Consider the following 16,737-nt stretch of genomic DNA (forward strand, 5'->3'; position numbering starts at 1 on the left):
ATATACCCGTATCTTGCAGCAAAGATGCGGGTATATTTATTTCCGTATGTTTAATTATGTACCAACGTACCGATGTTGTCGCCCGACATTACTTTCTTCAGATTACCCACGGTATCCATGTCGAATACGATGATGGGGAGGTTATTTTCCTTACACATGCAGGTAGCCGTCAGGTCCATAACCTTCAAGCCGCGTGCCAAAACCTCATCATACGTAATGTCATCAAACTTCGTTGCTGTGGGGTCTTTCTCCGGGTCGGCAGTATAAATGCCGTCCACTCTCGTGCCTTTCAGCATCACGTCAGCCTCTATCTCGATACCGCGAAGCGATGAACCCGTATCGGTGGTAAAGAACGGATTACCGGTGCCTGCCGACATGATAACCACTTCTCCGTTTTCCATGGCTTCGATAGCTTTCCATTTCGTATAAAACTCACCGATAGGCTCCATGCGGATGGCAGTCAGCACACGCGCCTTTACGCCCGCGGCCACCAGCGCCGAGCTTAATCCGAGGCTGTTGATAACCGTGGCGAGCATTCCCATTTGGTCGCCTTTTACGCGGTCGAAACCTTTACCTGCCCCACTCAGTCCGCGGAAAATATTGCCGCCGCCGATAACGATACCTATCTGTACGCCCATGTCGTGAATCTCCTTGATCTGTTGGGCATACTCGCCGAGGCGTTTTTCGTCAATTCCGTATTTCTTTTCTCCCATCAGGCTCTCGCCACTGAGTTTTAATAAAATGCGCTTAAATTTTGCCATAGTAATCATTGCTTTTATTGGTTTTATCGCAAAGGTAAAAATAAAACCCAAGAAACGGGATAAAAATCACGGAGTTTATTTTGTCCGATTGGAGGCTTCCTGAGTTTCGGTCAGTGCTTTGGCTTTCAGCGGATGGTCGGTAGTCAGATAGTCTACCTTCAGGTCAATTAATTTTTGCATGTCAGACTCTTTGTTTACTGTCCATGCGTTGACTTTCAAACCTAACTCATGAGCCTCTTTCACCCATTCGGGATGTTTGTTGAACGCATCGTACGGATAATCTATTCCCGTCAGTCCCTTTGCCTTGATTTCTTGGGGAGTCACGTCTCCCTCCAAGTAAGCGATTTCAGCGTCCGGTGCAAGCCGTGCTATTTGTTCGCAGATGTTCATGCTGAAGGATATGTATTCCACCTGTTTCTCCATCCCGTACTCTTTTACCATTTTAACGGCAGAAGCGGCTATCTCGTCCTCCTGCGCTTGGGTAGGATGCGGCTTGATTTCGAGGATGAGCCGGATGTCGGGCAACTGTTTCCCCGCTTTCAGATAATCGGCAAGCGTAGGCAGCGTTTCTCCGTTCTTCAGTTTCAAGTCCTTCAGCTTGTTGTAAGGAGTTTTCCCGATAGTCAGCCCTGCTATTGTTTCATCGTGGTTTACCACTATCACGCCGTCAGCCGTCAGTTGCACATCAAACTCCGAGCCGTAGACTCCCGCTTCGTCAGCTTTTTTCAGTGCGGTGATAGAGTTTTGCGCCGAGCCTTCGGCTTTCCAGAATCCGCGATGGGCGATGACCTGTGTCTGCGCGTGGGTAGCAAGCATGAAGAGCGAGCATACGCACGTAATAAAAAGTTTCTTCGTGTTCATAAAGTTCTGTTTTATAAGCTGTTTAAACATTATTACCCGCCGGCTTAAAAGCAGAAAACACCCGATGGCATCTCCCGAAAAACACTACCGTTAGTGTTGGTCATCTTATGCGGTAGAATTGGTCGGTTCTACCCATAGTGTTGACCTGTTCTATGGGTAGCGTTTTTCAAGTTCCCGACGAGATAGGATACAGTTTCTAAGCTTGTTGGGTAATATGTGTATCGGCAAAGATAAAATTCCCCGCTGGAATTTCACCCGATACACCCGTTTTTTCTGCTCTGTGAGACTGAAAATTCATCAGTATGAAACAAAGATTTCAATTCTGTTTAAGAGCCTGTCGTACAAATTACGACAAGCTCTAAGTTTTCCCATGCCTCCCGTTTCGCCAAACTCTATTAGGGATGTTTAGTAATTCATGTCCGTAATTAACCAATGTAGGGGCGTATCGCATACGCCCGAAAGCATATTCGTGGGTAAGTTGGTGCATTCAGAGCGTATGCGATACACCCCTACAATTTATTTGTTAATGAGCCGACGGCTTAGTATCGCCTGAACGACTCCTCGGAGCAACAGATACAGGATGAATGCCATCCAGAGCGCATGGTTACCTAACGAAGACCGGAAACCGTAGTACACAAGGAAGAAGCCGGCGGAAGCCACTATCATGGCGCGTAGCATCAGGCGTGTGGCAGTGGCTCCGATACAAATCCCGTCGAGCAGGAAAGCGGAAAATCCTACCAGCGGGATGGCCAACACCCAGTAGAAATAGGTGGCAGAGGCAAGAATCACCGACTCATCGTTCGTCAGCAGTCGCAGGAAACCTTTTCCTCCGATGCCGTAGAGCAGGGTGAACATCAATGCAAGTGCAAGTCCCCATCCGAAAAGATTGCGCACGGTGAGGCGTAACGCAGTACGGTTATTTGCCCCGATGTGTTTGCCGCTCAACGCTTCTCCGGCGTATGCAAATCCGTCCATGATGTAAGAAAACAACGTAAAGAGTTGCATGAGCAGGGTGTTGACCGCCAGCGTTACGTCGCCATACGCCGCTCCGGTAGAAGTGAAAAATACGGTGACAGCAACTAAACAAAGCGTGCGCAGGAAAATGTCGCGGTTTACTTGGAAGAAACGAACCATTGCCTCGCGCTCGAAGATGTGTTTCCGGCTGAGGTGCTTGCGAAGCGGACGATAATAACGAAGCCAGAGCAAATAAGCCATCAGCAATCCGGCGTATTGGGCGATGAGCGTGCCCAATGCCACACCCTCGACTTTCATACCCAGTGCGAAAACAAAAAACAGGCTTGCCGCTATGTTGACTATGTTTTGAGTAATAGCGATGAACATCGGGAACCGCGAGTTCTGCATCCCGATAAACCATCCGGTAAAGCCGTACAGTCCCAGCGTGGCAGGGGCGCCCCAAATGCAGATGTGGAAATAGCTTGCCGCCAGTTGGCGCACATCGGGACTGGCATCGATAATTAGAAAAGCAATGACACGGATAGGGTATTGCAGGATAAGCAGGGCGAGGGCAAGCAACATGCTTACGGCAATGGAGCGTTGCAGGATGCGCGTAGCTTCTTTCAGATTGTGACTTCCGTATGCCTGTGCCGTCAGTCCGCCTGTACCCATGCGCAGAAATCCGAATATCCAGTAAATCATACTGAACAACATGCCACCTACCGCAATGGCACCGATATACGACGCCGAGCCTAAATGTCCCACAATGGTAACATCCACCAGTCCCAACAGCGGTACGGTGATGTTTGAAACGATAGAAGGGATGGCAATATGGAGGATTTGCTTATTTATCGGTGTCATACGGAGGAATTAAGAAGGTTACTTCTTTAAACATATAGGCTCTTTGTAGCCCGGCTTCATCTTCAAGTATGAGCCTTCCCGAAGGTTCCACTTCGCAGAAGCGCCCCCGGAATATTCCGTTGTTATCTTTATACGCATGGAATCCGTGTTTGCGGTAAAGCGCGGCTTGGTAACGTGTGGTCAGCTCCGAGGTTTCACCGGACTTCAGCAGTGCATAATAGTGAACGATACGTTCCATTATCTGGCGGAGTATCTCCTGCCGGTCGTATTGCTGTCCGGTAATCTGGAAAAGCGAGACGGGATTAGGGGCGTCGCTGGTGAAGCGTGCCTGATTCAGATTCACGCCCGTGCCCGAAATCGAGCGGCTGATATACATCCCCGTCAGGTCATTTTCGATGAGCGTTCCGCAGAGCTTTTTGTCGCGCCAATAAATATCGTTCGGCCACTTGATGGTTATGTCTTTTGCGTATTGCGACAGTACCTCCTGAAGCGCGATAGCCGTAACCTGCGAAAGAAAAAACTGTCGGCGTGCCTCCAAGAAATCAGGATATACCACAAAGCTGAACAGCAGGTTCTTTCCCGCCTCCGACTCCCAACTGTTTCCCCGTTGTCCGCGTCCTGCGGTTTGAAAATCGGTATAAACACTCGTCAGTTCCGTAACAGATGCTTTTCGGCATAAGTCGGCAAGGTAAGAATTGGTGGAAACTGTTTCCTCCAGCCGGATAGGATCAGGATAATTCATTGTAAGCAACTCTTTGTTTTCTTGTAAACTTCTTGATAACCTCATCGTAAGAATGGTCTATTAGCGACAGAATCAAATGGTCTGGGACATCAGCCTCTAACGACACCTGATTCCAATATTTTTTATTGAAATGATACGCCGGCTCAATCCCCCGGTAATGTTCACGCAATTCGATGGCATATTCCGGATCGCACTTCATGGAAATCCATTCCGGTCTGTCAAGGTCGATTAGCAAAAACATGCGGTCTACCACCTTGAAAACCAAGTTGACCTCATCGAAAGGAAAACACTCGAAGGTCGCCTTCTTTTTCAAGCAATATTCTCGTATTGTTTCTATGTCCATAATGTAATGTTGCTGTTTTAATTACTACCAGATAGGTGGGAAAAAGGCTTCTTTGATGTGTTCGATGTGGTAGGGAGGTTCTGTTCCGACAACCGTGATGATATCGAACCGTACAGGCAGGTCTATTTGGAATTTTTTGAGATAGGCATCCGTTGAGGCTACAATGCTGCGGATTTTCTGGTTGGTAACGGCATCTTCCGGCAATCCGTATCTTTCGTTGCGCCGTGTTTTCACTTCCGCTACTATTAGCTCACGGTCTTTTTCCGCCACGATGTCCAGCTCACGCTTTCCCGAATGCCAGTTTCGGTGAATAATCGTATATCCCCGGTCTTGCAGGTAAGCAACAGCTTCGTCTTCACCTTTCTTGCCTAATTCATTGTGTTCCGCCATTATTCCCTTTTTCTGCAAAAATAGACATTTTTGTGCTTTGAATTTGACAAAAGTGCATTAATTTTGTATCAATTATGGTGAATAACGGGAAAAAGAGAAAAAAAGTACCCTCATCGGTTCCGCCACGGAAGCAGCGGATGGTTTGCCTGATGAGCGAAGAAGAAGTACAGATAGTAGATCGTTATCTGGAGAAATATCAGATAACGAACAAGGCTCGCTGGCTTCGGGAGACGATTCTTGCGTTTATTCATCAGAAAATGGAAGAAGATTATCCTACTTTGTTTAAAGAACACGATATGCGCAGATAAAGCTATGGCAGACGATACGTATTATATGAAGCAGGCACTGATGGAGGCACAAAAGGCGGCTGAAGAAGGTGAGGTGCCGGTAGGGGCGGTGGTGGTTTGCCGTGACCGCATCATAGCCCGTGCGCATAATCTTACAGAGACGCTGACGGATGTAACAGCCCATGCCGAAATGCAGGCGATAACGGCTGCTGCCAATGCGTTGGGTGGGAAATACTTGAACGACTGTACGCTATACGTGACAGTAGAACCTTGCGTGATGTGTGCGGGAGCAATAGCGTGGGCGCAGACACGCCGTCTGGTGTTTGGAGCGGGCGATGAAAAGCGGGGCTATCAGAAATATGCACCAAACGCCTTACACCCCAAAACAGAAGTGGTGAAAGGCGTTTTAGTTGATGAATGTACCCGCTTGATGAAAGATTTCTTTCGCAGCAAACGTTGATAATCTGTCCTGTATTGCTGCCGATTAATCCGTTATTTGGTCTTCGAAATTCTCGATGCGGGTTACTTTCTTGATATTTTCAATCTTTTTGAGATTCGAGCAAATGGTATTGACATCATCTACGTCGTGGACATATAGTTGGATACGTCCTTCAAAAATGCCATCATTCGATTCAATATTCAACTTATGAATATTCACATTCAACTGTTGGGATATGATTTGAGTAACTTGGTTTAATATACCAATGCTGTCAATCCCTTTCAAATAAACATTAACCGGAAAATACAATGCTTTTCCTGTTTCCCACTGTACGGCAAGCAAGCGGTTCCCGAAGCTAGTTTTCAGTTGCGTGGCTATCGGACACTGGCGTTTATGGATAATAATCCGGTTGTTATCGTCGATATATCCTAACACGTCATCGCCCGGTATCGGTTTGCAGCAATCGGCTATGATGTAGTTTTTCTGAATGGCATCGGGCGTAAGTTTTACTACTTTTTTCTTGTCGATTTCCGGTGTAGGTTCGCTTGATGTCTGTTCCGTGCCTTTCGTCTTATTGTTTCCGAAAGCAAAAGAGATATATTTCTTCCAACTGGTAGGAGAGGGCTTTTCCTTCAGTTCGTTACGGTCGGCATCACCTAAGGTGATAATCTTCTGTCCAATCTGGTAATGCAATTCCTCCGTTGATTTTACATTGTGGAGTTTGCATAGCTTTTGAATGTTTTCTTCGCTGGCTTCGATACCTTCATTTTGGAAGAAGTCGTGCAACAAATCTTCTCCTTGCTGCTGGAACTCACGGCGTTCACGTTTCAGTATAGATAAAATCTTTGCTTTGGCCTTAGCGGTTGTAGCAAAGTTTATCCATGCGGGCTGAACTTTCTGAGACTTTGAAGTTAAGATTTCCACTTGGTCTCCGCTTTGCAATTTATGGCTGAGCGGAACCAGTTTGTGATTGACTTTGGCACCGATACAGTGACTTCCCAAGAACGTATGGATAGAGAACGCAAAGTCTAATGCCGTACAGTTTTGTGGCATGGTTTTGATTTCTCCTTTGGGGGTAAATACAAATATTTCCGAAGCAAAAAGATTTAACTTGATGGTATCGAGAAAATCCAAAGCGTCGGGTTGCGGGTCGTCCAATATTTCCTTAATGGTCTTCAGCCACTTGCTGAGTTCGCCTTCGTCTTCGCTTCCTCCACCTTCTTTGTATTTCCAATGTGCGGCAAATCCTTGTTCTGCAACATCATTCATGCGTTCGCTTCGGATTTGAACCTCTATCCATTGTCCTTTATTACTCATAAGGGTAACGTGGAGTGCCTGATAACCATTGGCTTTGGGATGGCTTACCCAGTCGCGTAGTCGGTCGGGATGCGGCTTGTATATTTTCGATATTGCTACATAAATATCGAAACAGTCGTTTAACTCTTCTTCTTCGTTGCGAGGAGTGAAGATGATACGTACCGCCAAGATATCGTAGATTTCCTCGAACGTGATATGCTTATTCTGCATCTTATTCCAAATGGAATAGGGAGATTTGATTCGTGCCATGATCCGATACGATATACCCATTTTGTCTAATTGGGCACGGATGGGGGCAGTGAATTCTTCGAATACACTTTCGCGTTCGGCTTGAGTAGCTTGCAGTTTGCTTTGTATCTGCTGGTAAGTTTCCGGATGTTCGTACTTGAAACTTAAATCTTCTAATTCTGTTTTGATGCGGTTTAGCCCTAATCGGTTCGCCAAAGGTGCATAAATATAAAGGGTTTCCCCGGCTATCTTATATTGTTTGCTCGGCAGCATGGAGCCAAGCGTACGCATGTTATGAAGACGGTCGGCTATCTTTATCAGGATAACCCGGATATCGTCATTCATGGTCAGCAACAGCTTTTTGAAGTTTTCAGCCTGTGCCGAAGCCCGATCGCCGAATATTCCACCTGATATTTTGGTCAGTCCGTCTACGATTTGGGCAATTTTATGTCCAAACAGGTTTTCGATGTCTTCTACGGTATAGTCAGTATCCTCTACGACGTCATGCAGCAGGGCAGAACAAATGGAAGTAGAGCCTAATCCTATTTCGCAGCAGGCAATACGTGCGACTGCTATCGGATGCAGGATATAAGGTTCTCCAGAACGTCTGCGTACTCCTTTGTGAGCTTGTTTGGCGAAGTTGAAAGCTTTGGTTATGATTTCAACTTTCTTGCGATGTTTACTTTCTAAATATCTGTCAAGTAATTCTTGAAAGGCCTCGTTTATTTGTTTTTCATCTGCCTGTTCCTGTGTAAGTTTGTCGTCGTCAGTCATACTTCTCCCTTTCCTATAATCAATAATGCAAAAATAGGGAAAATAAAGAAATATGCAAGAATATACTTAACTTTTAACGGATGCGAATTGATTTTCCTGCACGGATGTTGCTTCCTCTGATTCCATTCAGCCGCCGAAGCTGATTTACGCTTACTCCATAACGTTGGGCTATTCCGCCTAAAGTTTCTCCATTGCGGATGCGGTGGTATACGGCTTTGCTTGCCGGAATGTCTTTTACATCTACCGTGCTGCGGCGTTTTTGATATACTTCCGGTTTGTAATTGTAAATGCTATCCTCATGGTCGATAAAATAGCTTACCATATTGCTTGGCAAACGCAGGGCGTATGGCTTTTCATTGCCGGGGATAATATCTTTTTTGAATTCTGGATTCAAAGCGCGCAACTTGTCGATGTTTATTTTACATACATCGGCTATTTGGTTCAGATTGAGTGAACGTGAAATGTGGATGGTATCTGTGCCTTCGGGCATGGTCATGTCCATCGGACTGATGTTATGTTCACAATAGTAGGTCATGATATAGTTAGCCGCGATGAAAGCAGGTACATATCCGCGTGTTTCTTTGGGCAGGTAATTGTAGATAGTCCAGAAATCGGTTTCACCTCCTGCTCGGCGGATGGCTTTGTTGATAGTGCCCGGTCCGCAGTTATATGCAGCTAAAACCAAGTTCCAGTCGTGGTATATTTCGTATAAATCTTTCAGATACCGTGCGGCAGCCCGTGTCGATTTTATCGGGTCGCGGCGTTCGTCTATCAGCGTGGTGGTTTCCAGTCCGTACACCTTTCCTGTGCGCAGCATGAATTGCCACAATCCTACAGCTCCCTGTCGCGAAGTAGCCGTGGGGTTTAAGCCGGACTCTATCACGGGAAGATATTTCAGTTCAAGCGGGAGGTCGTTCAGGTCGAGCGCTTCTTCAAAGATGGGCATGTAGAAGTTATTGGCACTCAGCATGAACGAAACCTTTTGCCGCAGGCGGGTAGCATACATTTCGATAAACTTTTTCACAATGTCGTTAAACGGCATTTCGATGATGGCAGGGATGCGCTGTAAGCGGTCGATGTAAAGCGAGTCGCTAATCTGCGGATTTTCCGCCGTCATGGTGCAGTTCTCGTTCGGCGTGATATAGTTTTTTGAAATCCAGTCCAAATACAGACTGTCTGTTTCCGAAAGCATTCCTTCGGGCAGACCTATCACTTCTTCTTTTCCTGCTCCGGATTCTACGGTGATACTTTCCACGGTGTTTTGAGCCGGGAGTATTGACGTGCTTAGAATGGTTAATAGAGTAACGGCTAATTTCTTCATGTCGGTATTAAAATTTGATGTTACACTGTATGCCGATTCCTTGCGGACGGTTACGGTAAGCATCATTAAATATAGTGGGTTCAAAATTCAATCCTAAATCTTTCGAGATATCGAAGTCCGACAGTTCGGCATCCACATAAGCGTCGATAACCGATAAAAGATATACTCCGATAAACACAAAGATACTCAAGTCGCGCTGGCGGCGGTATGTATCTTTACCTCTCCTGAATCGTTCTTGGTAAAACGACAAATTGTTTTGTATGTCTTCTTTAGTCGTTCCGGCTCCTACGAAATCCATGTAACTGTCGTTGTTCGGATTATCGCTCATGATGTCTTGATACGCTTGCGAATAATCTTTATACATTTTGCCGTTCCATGTCAGGGCGTATGCACATCCTACGAAACCTCCATATACGATGGGCAGTTTCCAATACTTGCGGTTATAGATTTGCCCTGCTCCCGGAATAACCAAGCCCAGCCATACTGTTTTGTTCGAGTTCGGAATCCAACGTTTGGGAACTTCGGGGCTTGGAAGGGCTTTTTGCACCGAGTCGTTTTGTTGAGCCAGTTGGGTCGTGTCGACCGGTGCTTCCAGAGCCTCTATGCGTCGTTGTCTTTCCGCTCTTATCGTATCCAGAAGGGCGAGGCTGTCTGCTCTGTTTTGCATACGTACCGAGTCTGCGTCCAACACACCGGTACGCCGCTTCAGTGCCCGCTGGGCATGGACTTCAGGGACTGTAGAAAACAACATTCCCAAAAGCAACAGTATGGATAAGAAGTATGTAAAAATACGTTGTTCCAATTTTTTCTTTTATTATTCGTTTTGTTTCAGCGAGTCTAAAATCTCCATAATTCGCTCCAAATCGGCTTCGCTGTTAAACGGAATGCTGATTTTTCCTTTTCCTTTCGGGCTGCATGAAAGCTGTACCTTTGTTCCGAAAAAGTTGCAAAGATGATTTTGTAACAGGGTGTATTCTTCGGATAATTTGGCTCCTTTGGGAGTTATTTTTTTTCCTCCCGACTCTATGCTTTCGCCGCTCGACAAGGCTTTTACGATTTCTTCCACCTTTCTTACCGAATAGCCTTGCGACAGGATTTCGTTGAAAATCCGGATTTGCGTTTTCGGGTCGTCTAACGCCAGTAAGGCGCGGGCGTGTCCCATGTCGATTTCCTTGTTCTTCAGGGCTACTTGGATAGGTGCGGGGAGCTTTAACAGACGGAGGTAATTGGCGATGGTCGTTCGTTTTTTTCCGATACGTTCACTCAATTTTTCCTGCGTCAAGCCATATTGTTCGATGAGATGTTCATACGCCAAAGCTATTTCCAGCGAGTTCAAATCTTCGCGCTGGATGTTTTCGATAAGCGCCATTTCCATTACATTCTCATCGTCGGCAGTGCGTATATACGCCGGTATGGTTTTCATTCCGGCTTGGATAGAAGCGCGGTAGCGGCGTTCTCCGGCTATGATTTGGTAAGCGTCATCGTTTAATTTTCGCAGGGTAATAGGCTGTATGATACCTATTTCGGCTATCGAATCAGCAAGTTCCTGTAAGGCTATCGGGTCGAATTCACGGCGAGGCTGATTGGGATTGACCGAAATTTTGCTTAGTTCGATTTCGTTGATAGACGAAGACCCCGAAGTCTTGATCTCCTCGTTCGAAATAAGAGCGTCAAGCCCTCTGCCTAATGCAAATTTCTTTTGTACTGCCATAATTCTCGTTTACTTACTGTTTCGGTTTATAATTTCGTTTGCCAAAGCGAGGTGGTTCTTTGCCCCGGTCGACTCGGCATCGTAAAGGATGGCAGGTATCCCGTGGCTCGGAGCTTCGCTTAGTTTCACGTTACGCTGTATGATGGTTTTAAAAACCAGCTCCTGAAAATGTCGTTTCACCTCGTCGTATATCTGATTGGCAAGACGCAGGCGTGAGTCGAACATTGTCAGCAAAAATCCTTCTATTTCAAGCGAAGGATTCAGCTTGGTTTTAATGATTTTGATGGTATTCAGCAACTTGCTGATGCCTTCGAGGGCGAAATATTCGCATTGTACCGGGATGATAACCGAGTTGGCTGCCGTAAGCGCATTGATGGTTATCAGTCCTAATGAGGGCGAGCAGTCTATCAAAATGTAGTCGTACTCGTTTTTCATCGGCTCTAAGGCTTGTTTCATAATCTTTTCACGGTTCTCAAGGTTGAGCATTTCAATTTCAGCCCCTACCAAGTCGATGTGAGAAGGGATGATGTCTAATCCGTCAATATCGGTTGTATAGATAGCTTCCCGGATATCCGATTGGTTGATAAGACATTCGTAAATCGAACAGTCGATATCTTTAACGTCTACTCCCAGTCCTGAAGAAGCGTTGGCTTGCGGGTCAGCGTCCACTACCAATACTTTTTTCTCCAGAGTAGCTAACGATGCAGCCAAGTTAATAGTAGTTGTCGTTTTGCCGACGCCACCTTTTTGATTGGCTAAAGCAATTATTTTTCCCATATTAATCAGTTTATTCTGATTGCGAAGTAACTAATAATTGGCGACAGTACCTAACAAAACGCCGATGACTTTTGGCAAAGTGTTGATAACTCGCCGCTTTTGTTAATAACTTCGACGGGCAAAGATATGACAAATATTGTGAAAAGCCGCATTCGGTTTGGGAAGATTAAGATTTGTTGTAACTTTACGCCGATTTATTCGGTTGATTGATAAACATACGATATGATTATGGGAAAAGAAAGACCGCTTATTCTGCTTTCGAACGACGACGGAGTAGAGGCGAAAGGACTTCATGAACTGATTAAAACCCTGCGCCCGATTGCTGATTTGATTGTAGTGGCACCCGACGGGCCGCGTTCAGGAGCTTCCGGCGCGATAACCTCCGAATATCCGTTGCGCTGCCGCCCGGTAAGGCAGGAGCCGGGACTCATTATATATAAATGTACCGGTACGCCGGTAGACTGTGTGAAGCTGGCTTTGCATAATTTTGTGCCGCGTCGCCCCGATATGGTGATCGGCGGAATCAATCACGGCGATAATTCATCGGTCAATGTACATTACTCCGGCACGATGGGCGTGGTGATAGAAGGATGCCTGAAACAAATTCCTTCGGTGGGTTTCTCGCTGTGCGACCATTCGGCGGATGCCGATTTTTCGGCAGCCTTGCCCTACGTGGGTAGGATTACGGAAGAAGTTTTACAAAACGGATTGCCTGCGGGTACTTGTCTGAACGTTAATATCCCTTTGGGAAAACAACTGAACGGAGTCCGGATTTGCCGGCAGACAGCGGGTGTCTGGACGAATGAGTTTGCTACGGTTGCCAATCCGCGCGGAGGAGAGTGTTACTGGCTGACAGGCGTGTATCAGAACCATGAGCCGGAGGCGGAAGATACCGACCATTGGGCATTGGAGCATGGCTACGTGGCGATTACGCCCACGCGGATAGACGTTACGGATTATGGGATAATGGATAAGTTAAACGGCTGGAACTGGGAGGTATGAAGTATTATTTGATTGTAGGAGAAGCGTCGGGCGACCTTCATGCTTCAAACCTCATGAAGGCGCTCAAGGCGAATGACCCGCACGCCGATTTCCGCTTTTTCGGCGGCGACCTGATGTCGGCTGTGGGAGGTACGAGGGTGCGTCATTATAAAGACTTGGCATACATGGGGTTTATCCCCGTATTGCTCCACCTGCGCACCATCTTTCGCAACATGGATTTCTGCAAGCAGGATGTTGTGTCATGGCAGCCCGACGTATTGATATTGGTCGACTATCCGGGGTTCAACCTGAAGATAGCCGAGTATGTGAAACGGCATACCCGTATACCGATTTATTATTACATTTCTCCGAAAATTTGGGCGTGGAAGGAGTATCGCATCAAGAATATAAAGCGGGATGTAGACCGGCTTTTTTCTATTCTTCCCTTCGAGGTGGATTTTTATCGAAGCCACGGTTATCCCATTGATTACGTGGGCAATCCGTGTGTTGATGCCGTCTCATCGTTTCGTGGAAATAACAATGAAACATTTGCCGATTTTGTCCGCGCAAACGGTTTGTCGGACAAACCTGTCGTTGCACTTTTGGCGGGTAGTCGGAAGCAAGAGATAAAAGACAACCTTTCCCGTATGATAGAAACGGTGAAAGATTTTCCTGAGTATCAGTTTGTTGTGGCAGGAGCTCCGGGGATAGAACCGTCTTTTTACCGACAGTATATCGGGGCGGATACGTCAATCGTATTCGGACAGACCTACCGTCTTTTACAGCAGTCTGTAGCAGCTTTGGTGACAAGCGGGACAGCTACATTGGAAACCTCTCTTTTCCGTGTGCCGCAAGTGGTATGTTATTATACGGCAGCCGGTAAATTGGTGTCATTTCTGCGCCGGCATATTCTGAAAGTAAAATACATATCGCTGGTCAATCTGATAGCCGGCAAGGAGGTTGTGACAGAGTTGGTGGCAGACGGTATGACTGTAAGCAATTTGAAAGCGGAGTTAAAGAAAATACTTCCGGGAGGCGAGAGACGCGAAAATATGTTGGCATGTTATGATAATCTGATAGCTGTATTGGGGAATCCCGGAGCATCGGAACGTGCGGCAGAGAAAATTGTAGCTTCTTTGATTTCTCATTCCGACGGCGTAACAAAGAAAAGTTAAGGGTTTGTTTGGGACTTAAAAACTCTAACGGTTGAACCAAGCAGTTCTATGGGTAGAATTGGTAAACTCTACCGCATGGAATGACTGAAACTAACGGTAGCGTTTTTTCGGCTTATACTGGCTGCGAATTTCTTCCCGCGCCTTTTGCCGGACGGGTAAATTAGAGCGGTAGTTTCTCTTGTTGTCTTGCTATAAGGGGCACTCGGATACAAAAAAAGAGAGAGGAAGAAACATTTCTTCCCCTCTCTTTTTTGTTTATGAATCTTATGATTGCAACTTTAAGATTACTGCCGTTGAGTAGCTGAGTAGTTAATTTTCAATGCGTAGGCTTGTCGAAGCGCTTGTTTCACTTCAGTGACTATACCCATTTTGGTATTAGCATCTACTTTTAACGAAACAGTCATAAACGGTTTGTCTTCTTCTTTCATGTTTTCACGTTCCTGAAAGATGTAATCTTGTACTTCCGAAGATTCAGCGAATTTGTCATTAAGCTGAATACGGTCGGTTGTTCCCATCGTTTTCTGGTATTCTTTCATCGGTTTACCGATGTAGATGAAAGAAACCAATGATTTCTTTTCAAGCTTTTCCAATTCAGTAGCCTGCGGAACCCGGAACTGAACTTTCAGTGTAACTTCACGCAAGGTGGTTACAATCATGAAGAAGAACAAAATGGTAAAGATAAGGTCGGGCAGAGAAGATGTATTCAACTCCGGCATTTCCCGTTTCCCTGTTTTATTAAATTTTCCCATACTTATTTTCCTCCATATTTTTTAGGTTCAGCTTCTGAAATCTTCTGAGGATAGTAGTCGGTGATAGCCTTCTTTTCATCTTCAGAACATTCCGCCAATGATTTTCCGAACTGAGCTTGTGCCAGCTCATTACGTAATTCATTATATGCGGCTACCAATTCGTTTTGTACTTGAATGTACATGTTATAGCTTGTGCCCACGTCGTTTTGCACAGAAATAACATGCTTGTCAGTAACCATAACGTCGCCGAAGAAAGGCAAACGTTTAGCATGTTTTTCCGGCAAGTTCGGATCATCGCTTGGGTTGGAAATAAATTCCTTAGCTTTTTCTCTTAATTGCTTGATGTCAAACCATTCTCCTCCTACCATCAACTGGTCGTCCTTGTTGATACGTACCTGAAGAACATTTCTTTCCTTCACAATCACGTCTTCTTGGTTTTCGGTATTTTCCGGTGGTGGCGGTAAACGTCTCGCCAACCCCCGGTCTGTATCCATTGATGTGGTTATAAGGAAGAAAATAAGCAACATAAAAGAAATATCAGCCGTAGAACTTGCATTGATTCCGGGCACTTTTCTTTTTGTCTTTGCCATACTTCAATCTCCGTTTTATAATCAATGAATGTTATCTTTGTTTGAATATGCCCAATAAGTTCAGCAACGTACCTATAGCTGCCACAATAAGCAGTACATAAGTAGAATACAAGAACATATCGGTTAATTTCAACAAGAACTTGTTGTCATACGTAACGCCTCCACCCAGCATCATGGTTTCATCAGATCCCATGTTATAGGTTATAATCAGCAAAACGGCCAACAAGATAAGTCCCATAAATGATTTAAGGGCGGCTTTCGGATTGTCTTTTAATGCACTACCGAATTGAATGAGCGCTGCTATAACGGTAACCGCTACACACAGGGCAAACATCCCGTACATTAAGTACATCAATGCAGGTGTATTGGTAGGCTCGGTTAAGCCTGCTGCATTTGTAACATTATACCCTACGCAGTAAAACAGTCCCAAAACGACCAAGATAGCCGCTATGCAGACATAAAATACGTAGTAGGATAATTTATATGATAACTTAGCCATTGTTTTTATTATTTTTTGTATTTCAAGTTGTATTTCATAATCAAATCAAGCAATGTGATAGAAGAATCTTCCATCTGGCTTGTAATAGCTTCAATCTTAGACAGGATGTAGTTATAGAATGTCTGAAGAATCAATGCTACAATCAAACCGAAGATGGTAGTAATCAACGCCACCTTCATACCACCTGCAACGACTGTCGGAGAAATATCACCTGCCATTTGGATTTGGTCGAATGCCATAACCATACCGATCACAGTTCCCAAGAATCCCAAAGACGGAGCCATCGCGATGAACAATGTAATCCATGAACATCCTTTTTCAAGGTAACCGGCTTGTACTCCTCCGTACGAAACAACCGAACGTTCTACTACGTCCAAACCTTCGTCAATTCTCATTAATCCCTGATAGCAGATGGAAGCAACAGGACCACGAGTGTTACGACAGATGGTTTTTGCTCCTTCTACATCGCCTTTTTCCAAAGCGTCTTCAACCTTAGCCATCAATTTCTTAACATCTACTTCAGCTAAGCTCAGGTAAATGATACGTTCGATACAGAAAGCCAAACCAAGCACTAAAGCGATAGCAACCAATGACATGAAACCAGCATCACCTTCGATGAATTTGGTCTTTAATTCTTTGTGCATACCGCCTTCTTCAACTACTGCTGGAGTTGTTGCTTCATCTGCTGCTGCGACTTGTTCTGTTTGCTCCGGAGCTGCTGTAGCTGTTGAGTCTTGAGCCATAGCTGCTTGAGTCATTCCAAATGTGAAGACTCCTACCACTGCAAGAATTGCAAATAACTTTTTCATTGTGTGTTTAATTTTTAAGATTATAAATATAGATATGATTCATAGTTACAGATTATTTTCTTTATATTTAGGTTTTGGTTGCGGAGAGAACGGCTCTCGAACTTATACTTTCACAGAATATCATAAAACTGCAAACGACTGATAATCAAGTGTAAATTACAATATAGA

Annotated in this window: 19 protein-coding genes; 4 read left to right on the top strand and 15 right to left on the bottom strand. The window is 45.3% G+C overall.

The genetic code is table 11. The features are described 5' to 3' along the window. Nucleotides 1-50 precede the first annotated feature (50 nt). The 6 genes from pyrH to H9626_RS11160 form a co-directional block, all read right to left on the bottom strand. On the bottom strand, nt 51-761 hold the full coding sequence (gene pyrH / locus H9626_RS11135) for a UMP kinase (protein WP_178257618.1): 711 nt from the start codon (nt 759-761) through the stop codon (nt 51-53). Between the two features lie 75 nt (nt 762-836). Next, nucleotides 837-1,622, bottom strand: coding sequence for a glycerophosphodiester phosphodiesterase (locus H9626_RS11140; RefSeq protein ID WP_191710507.1), 786 nt, complete (start codon nt 1,620-1,622; stop codon nt 837-839). Between the two features lie 516 nt (nt 1,623-2,138). After that, complete coding sequence (locus H9626_RS11145) at nt 2,139-3,437, bottom strand: MATE family efflux transporter (protein WP_191710508.1); 1,299 nt, start codon at nt 3,435-3,437, stop codon at nt 2,139-2,141. Next, nucleotides 3,421-4,179, bottom strand: coding sequence for a biotin--[acetyl-CoA-carboxylase] ligase (locus tag H9626_RS11150; RefSeq protein ID WP_191710509.1), 759 nt, complete (start codon nt 4,177-4,179; stop codon nt 3,421-3,423). The genes H9626_RS11145 and H9626_RS11150 overlap by 17 nt, the downstream gene beginning before the upstream one ends. Next, entirely contained in the window at nt 4,166-4,522 is a 357-nt protein-coding gene (locus H9626_RS11155; protein WP_191710510.1) for an MmcQ/YjbR family DNA-binding protein, read from the bottom strand. Before H9626_RS11155 ends, H9626_RS11150 begins: the two co-directional genes overlap by 14 nt. 24 nt (nt 4,523-4,546) lie before the next feature. Beyond that, on the bottom strand, nt 4,547-4,912 hold the full coding sequence (locus tag H9626_RS11160) for a YraN family protein (protein WP_191710511.1): 366 nt from the start codon (nt 4,910-4,912) through the stop codon (nt 4,547-4,549). Between the two features lie 74 nt (nt 4,913-4,986). Here H9626_RS11160 and H9626_RS11165 point away from each other — a divergent pair, with 74 nt between their 5' ends. Further along, nucleotides 4,987-5,220: a hypothetical protein gene (locus H9626_RS11165; RefSeq protein WP_178257624.1), complete on the top strand. Its 234-nt coding sequence runs from the start codon at nt 4,987-4,989 to the stop codon at nt 5,218-5,220. Nucleotides 5,221-5,224: 4 nt separating this feature from the next. Then, a complete protein-coding gene (locus H9626_RS11170; RefSeq protein ID WP_178257625.1) occupies nt 5,225-5,659 on the top strand; it encodes a nucleoside deaminase in 435 nt (144 codons plus the stop codon). Between the two features lie 24 nt (nt 5,660-5,683). Here H9626_RS11170 and H9626_RS11175 read toward each other — a convergent pair whose 3' ends face one another. The 5 genes from H9626_RS11175 to H9626_RS11195 form a co-directional block, all read right to left on the bottom strand. Continuing rightward, nucleotides 5,684-7,957: a RelA/SpoT family protein gene (locus tag H9626_RS11175; RefSeq protein WP_178257626.1), complete on the bottom strand. Its 2,274-nt coding sequence runs from the start codon at nt 7,955-7,957 to the stop codon at nt 5,684-5,686. Between the two features lie 73 nt (nt 7,958-8,030). After that, nucleotides 8,031-9,278 (bottom strand): lytic transglycosylase domain-containing protein, encoded by a 1,248-nt coding sequence (locus H9626_RS11180; RefSeq protein WP_178257627.1) that lies wholly within the window; start codon nt 9,276-9,278, stop codon nt 8,031-8,033. A gap of 7 nt (nt 9,279-9,285) precedes the next feature. Continuing rightward, a complete protein-coding gene (locus H9626_RS11185) occupies nt 9,286-10,080 on the bottom strand; it encodes a DUF5683 domain-containing protein (protein ID WP_225230975.1) in 795 nt (264 codons plus the stop codon). A gap of 12 nt (nt 10,081-10,092) precedes the next feature. After that, a complete protein-coding gene (locus H9626_RS11190; protein ID WP_178257628.1) occupies nt 10,093-10,989 on the bottom strand; it encodes a ParB/RepB/Spo0J family partition protein in 897 nt (298 codons plus the stop codon). A 9-nt stretch (nt 10,990-10,998) separates the two neighbouring features. Then, nucleotides 10,999-11,766, bottom strand: a complete 768-nt coding sequence (locus H9626_RS11195) for a ParA family protein (RefSeq protein ID WP_178257629.1) — start codon at nt 11,764-11,766, stop codon at nt 10,999-11,001. Between the two features lie 228 nt (nt 11,767-11,994). Here H9626_RS11195 and surE point away from each other — a divergent pair, with 228 nt between their 5' ends. Both surE and lpxB read left to right on the top strand, forming a co-directional pair. Next, the gene (surE, locus tag H9626_RS11200; protein ID WP_178257630.1) at nt 11,995-12,768 is read left to right on the top strand and encodes a 5'/3'-nucleotidase SurE; all 774 of its coding nucleotides are present in this window, start codon (nt 11,995-11,997) and stop codon (nt 12,766-12,768) included. Beyond that, entirely contained in the window at nt 12,765-13,922 is a 1,158-nt protein-coding gene (gene lpxB, locus H9626_RS11205; RefSeq protein ID WP_191710512.1) for a lipid-A-disaccharide synthase, read from the top strand. The genes surE and lpxB overlap by 4 nt, the downstream gene beginning before the upstream one ends. 284 nt (nt 13,923-14,206) lie before the next feature. Here the strand turns inward: lpxB and H9626_RS11210 are convergent, their stop codons facing one another. From H9626_RS11210 to H9626_RS11225, 4 genes are read right to left on the bottom strand one after another with little or no spacing between them, the layout of a single operon-like run. Beyond that, nucleotides 14,207-14,671, bottom strand: a complete 465-nt coding sequence (locus H9626_RS11210; protein ID WP_178257632.1) for an ExbD/TolR family protein — start codon at nt 14,669-14,671, stop codon at nt 14,207-14,209. A 2-nt stretch (nt 14,672-14,673) separates the two neighbouring features. Then, nucleotides 14,674-15,261, bottom strand: a complete 588-nt coding sequence (locus H9626_RS11215; protein ID WP_178257633.1) for an ExbD/TolR family protein — start codon at nt 15,259-15,261, stop codon at nt 14,674-14,676. Between the two features lie 31 nt (nt 15,262-15,292). Beyond that, a complete protein-coding gene (locus H9626_RS11220; RefSeq protein ID WP_178257634.1) occupies nt 15,293-15,760 on the bottom strand; it encodes a hypothetical protein in 468 nt (155 codons plus the stop codon). Between the two features lie 8 nt (nt 15,761-15,768). Then, complete coding sequence (locus H9626_RS11225) at nt 15,769-16,569, bottom strand: MotA/TolQ/ExbB proton channel family protein (protein ID WP_178257635.1); 801 nt, start codon at nt 16,567-16,569, stop codon at nt 15,769-15,771. Nucleotides 16,570-16,737: the final 168 nt, after the last annotated feature.

This window comes from Phocaeicola faecium (assembly GCF_014837055.1).
GTDB lineage: Bacteria > Bacteroidota > Bacteroidia > Bacteroidales > Bacteroidaceae > Phocaeicola > Phocaeicola gallinarum.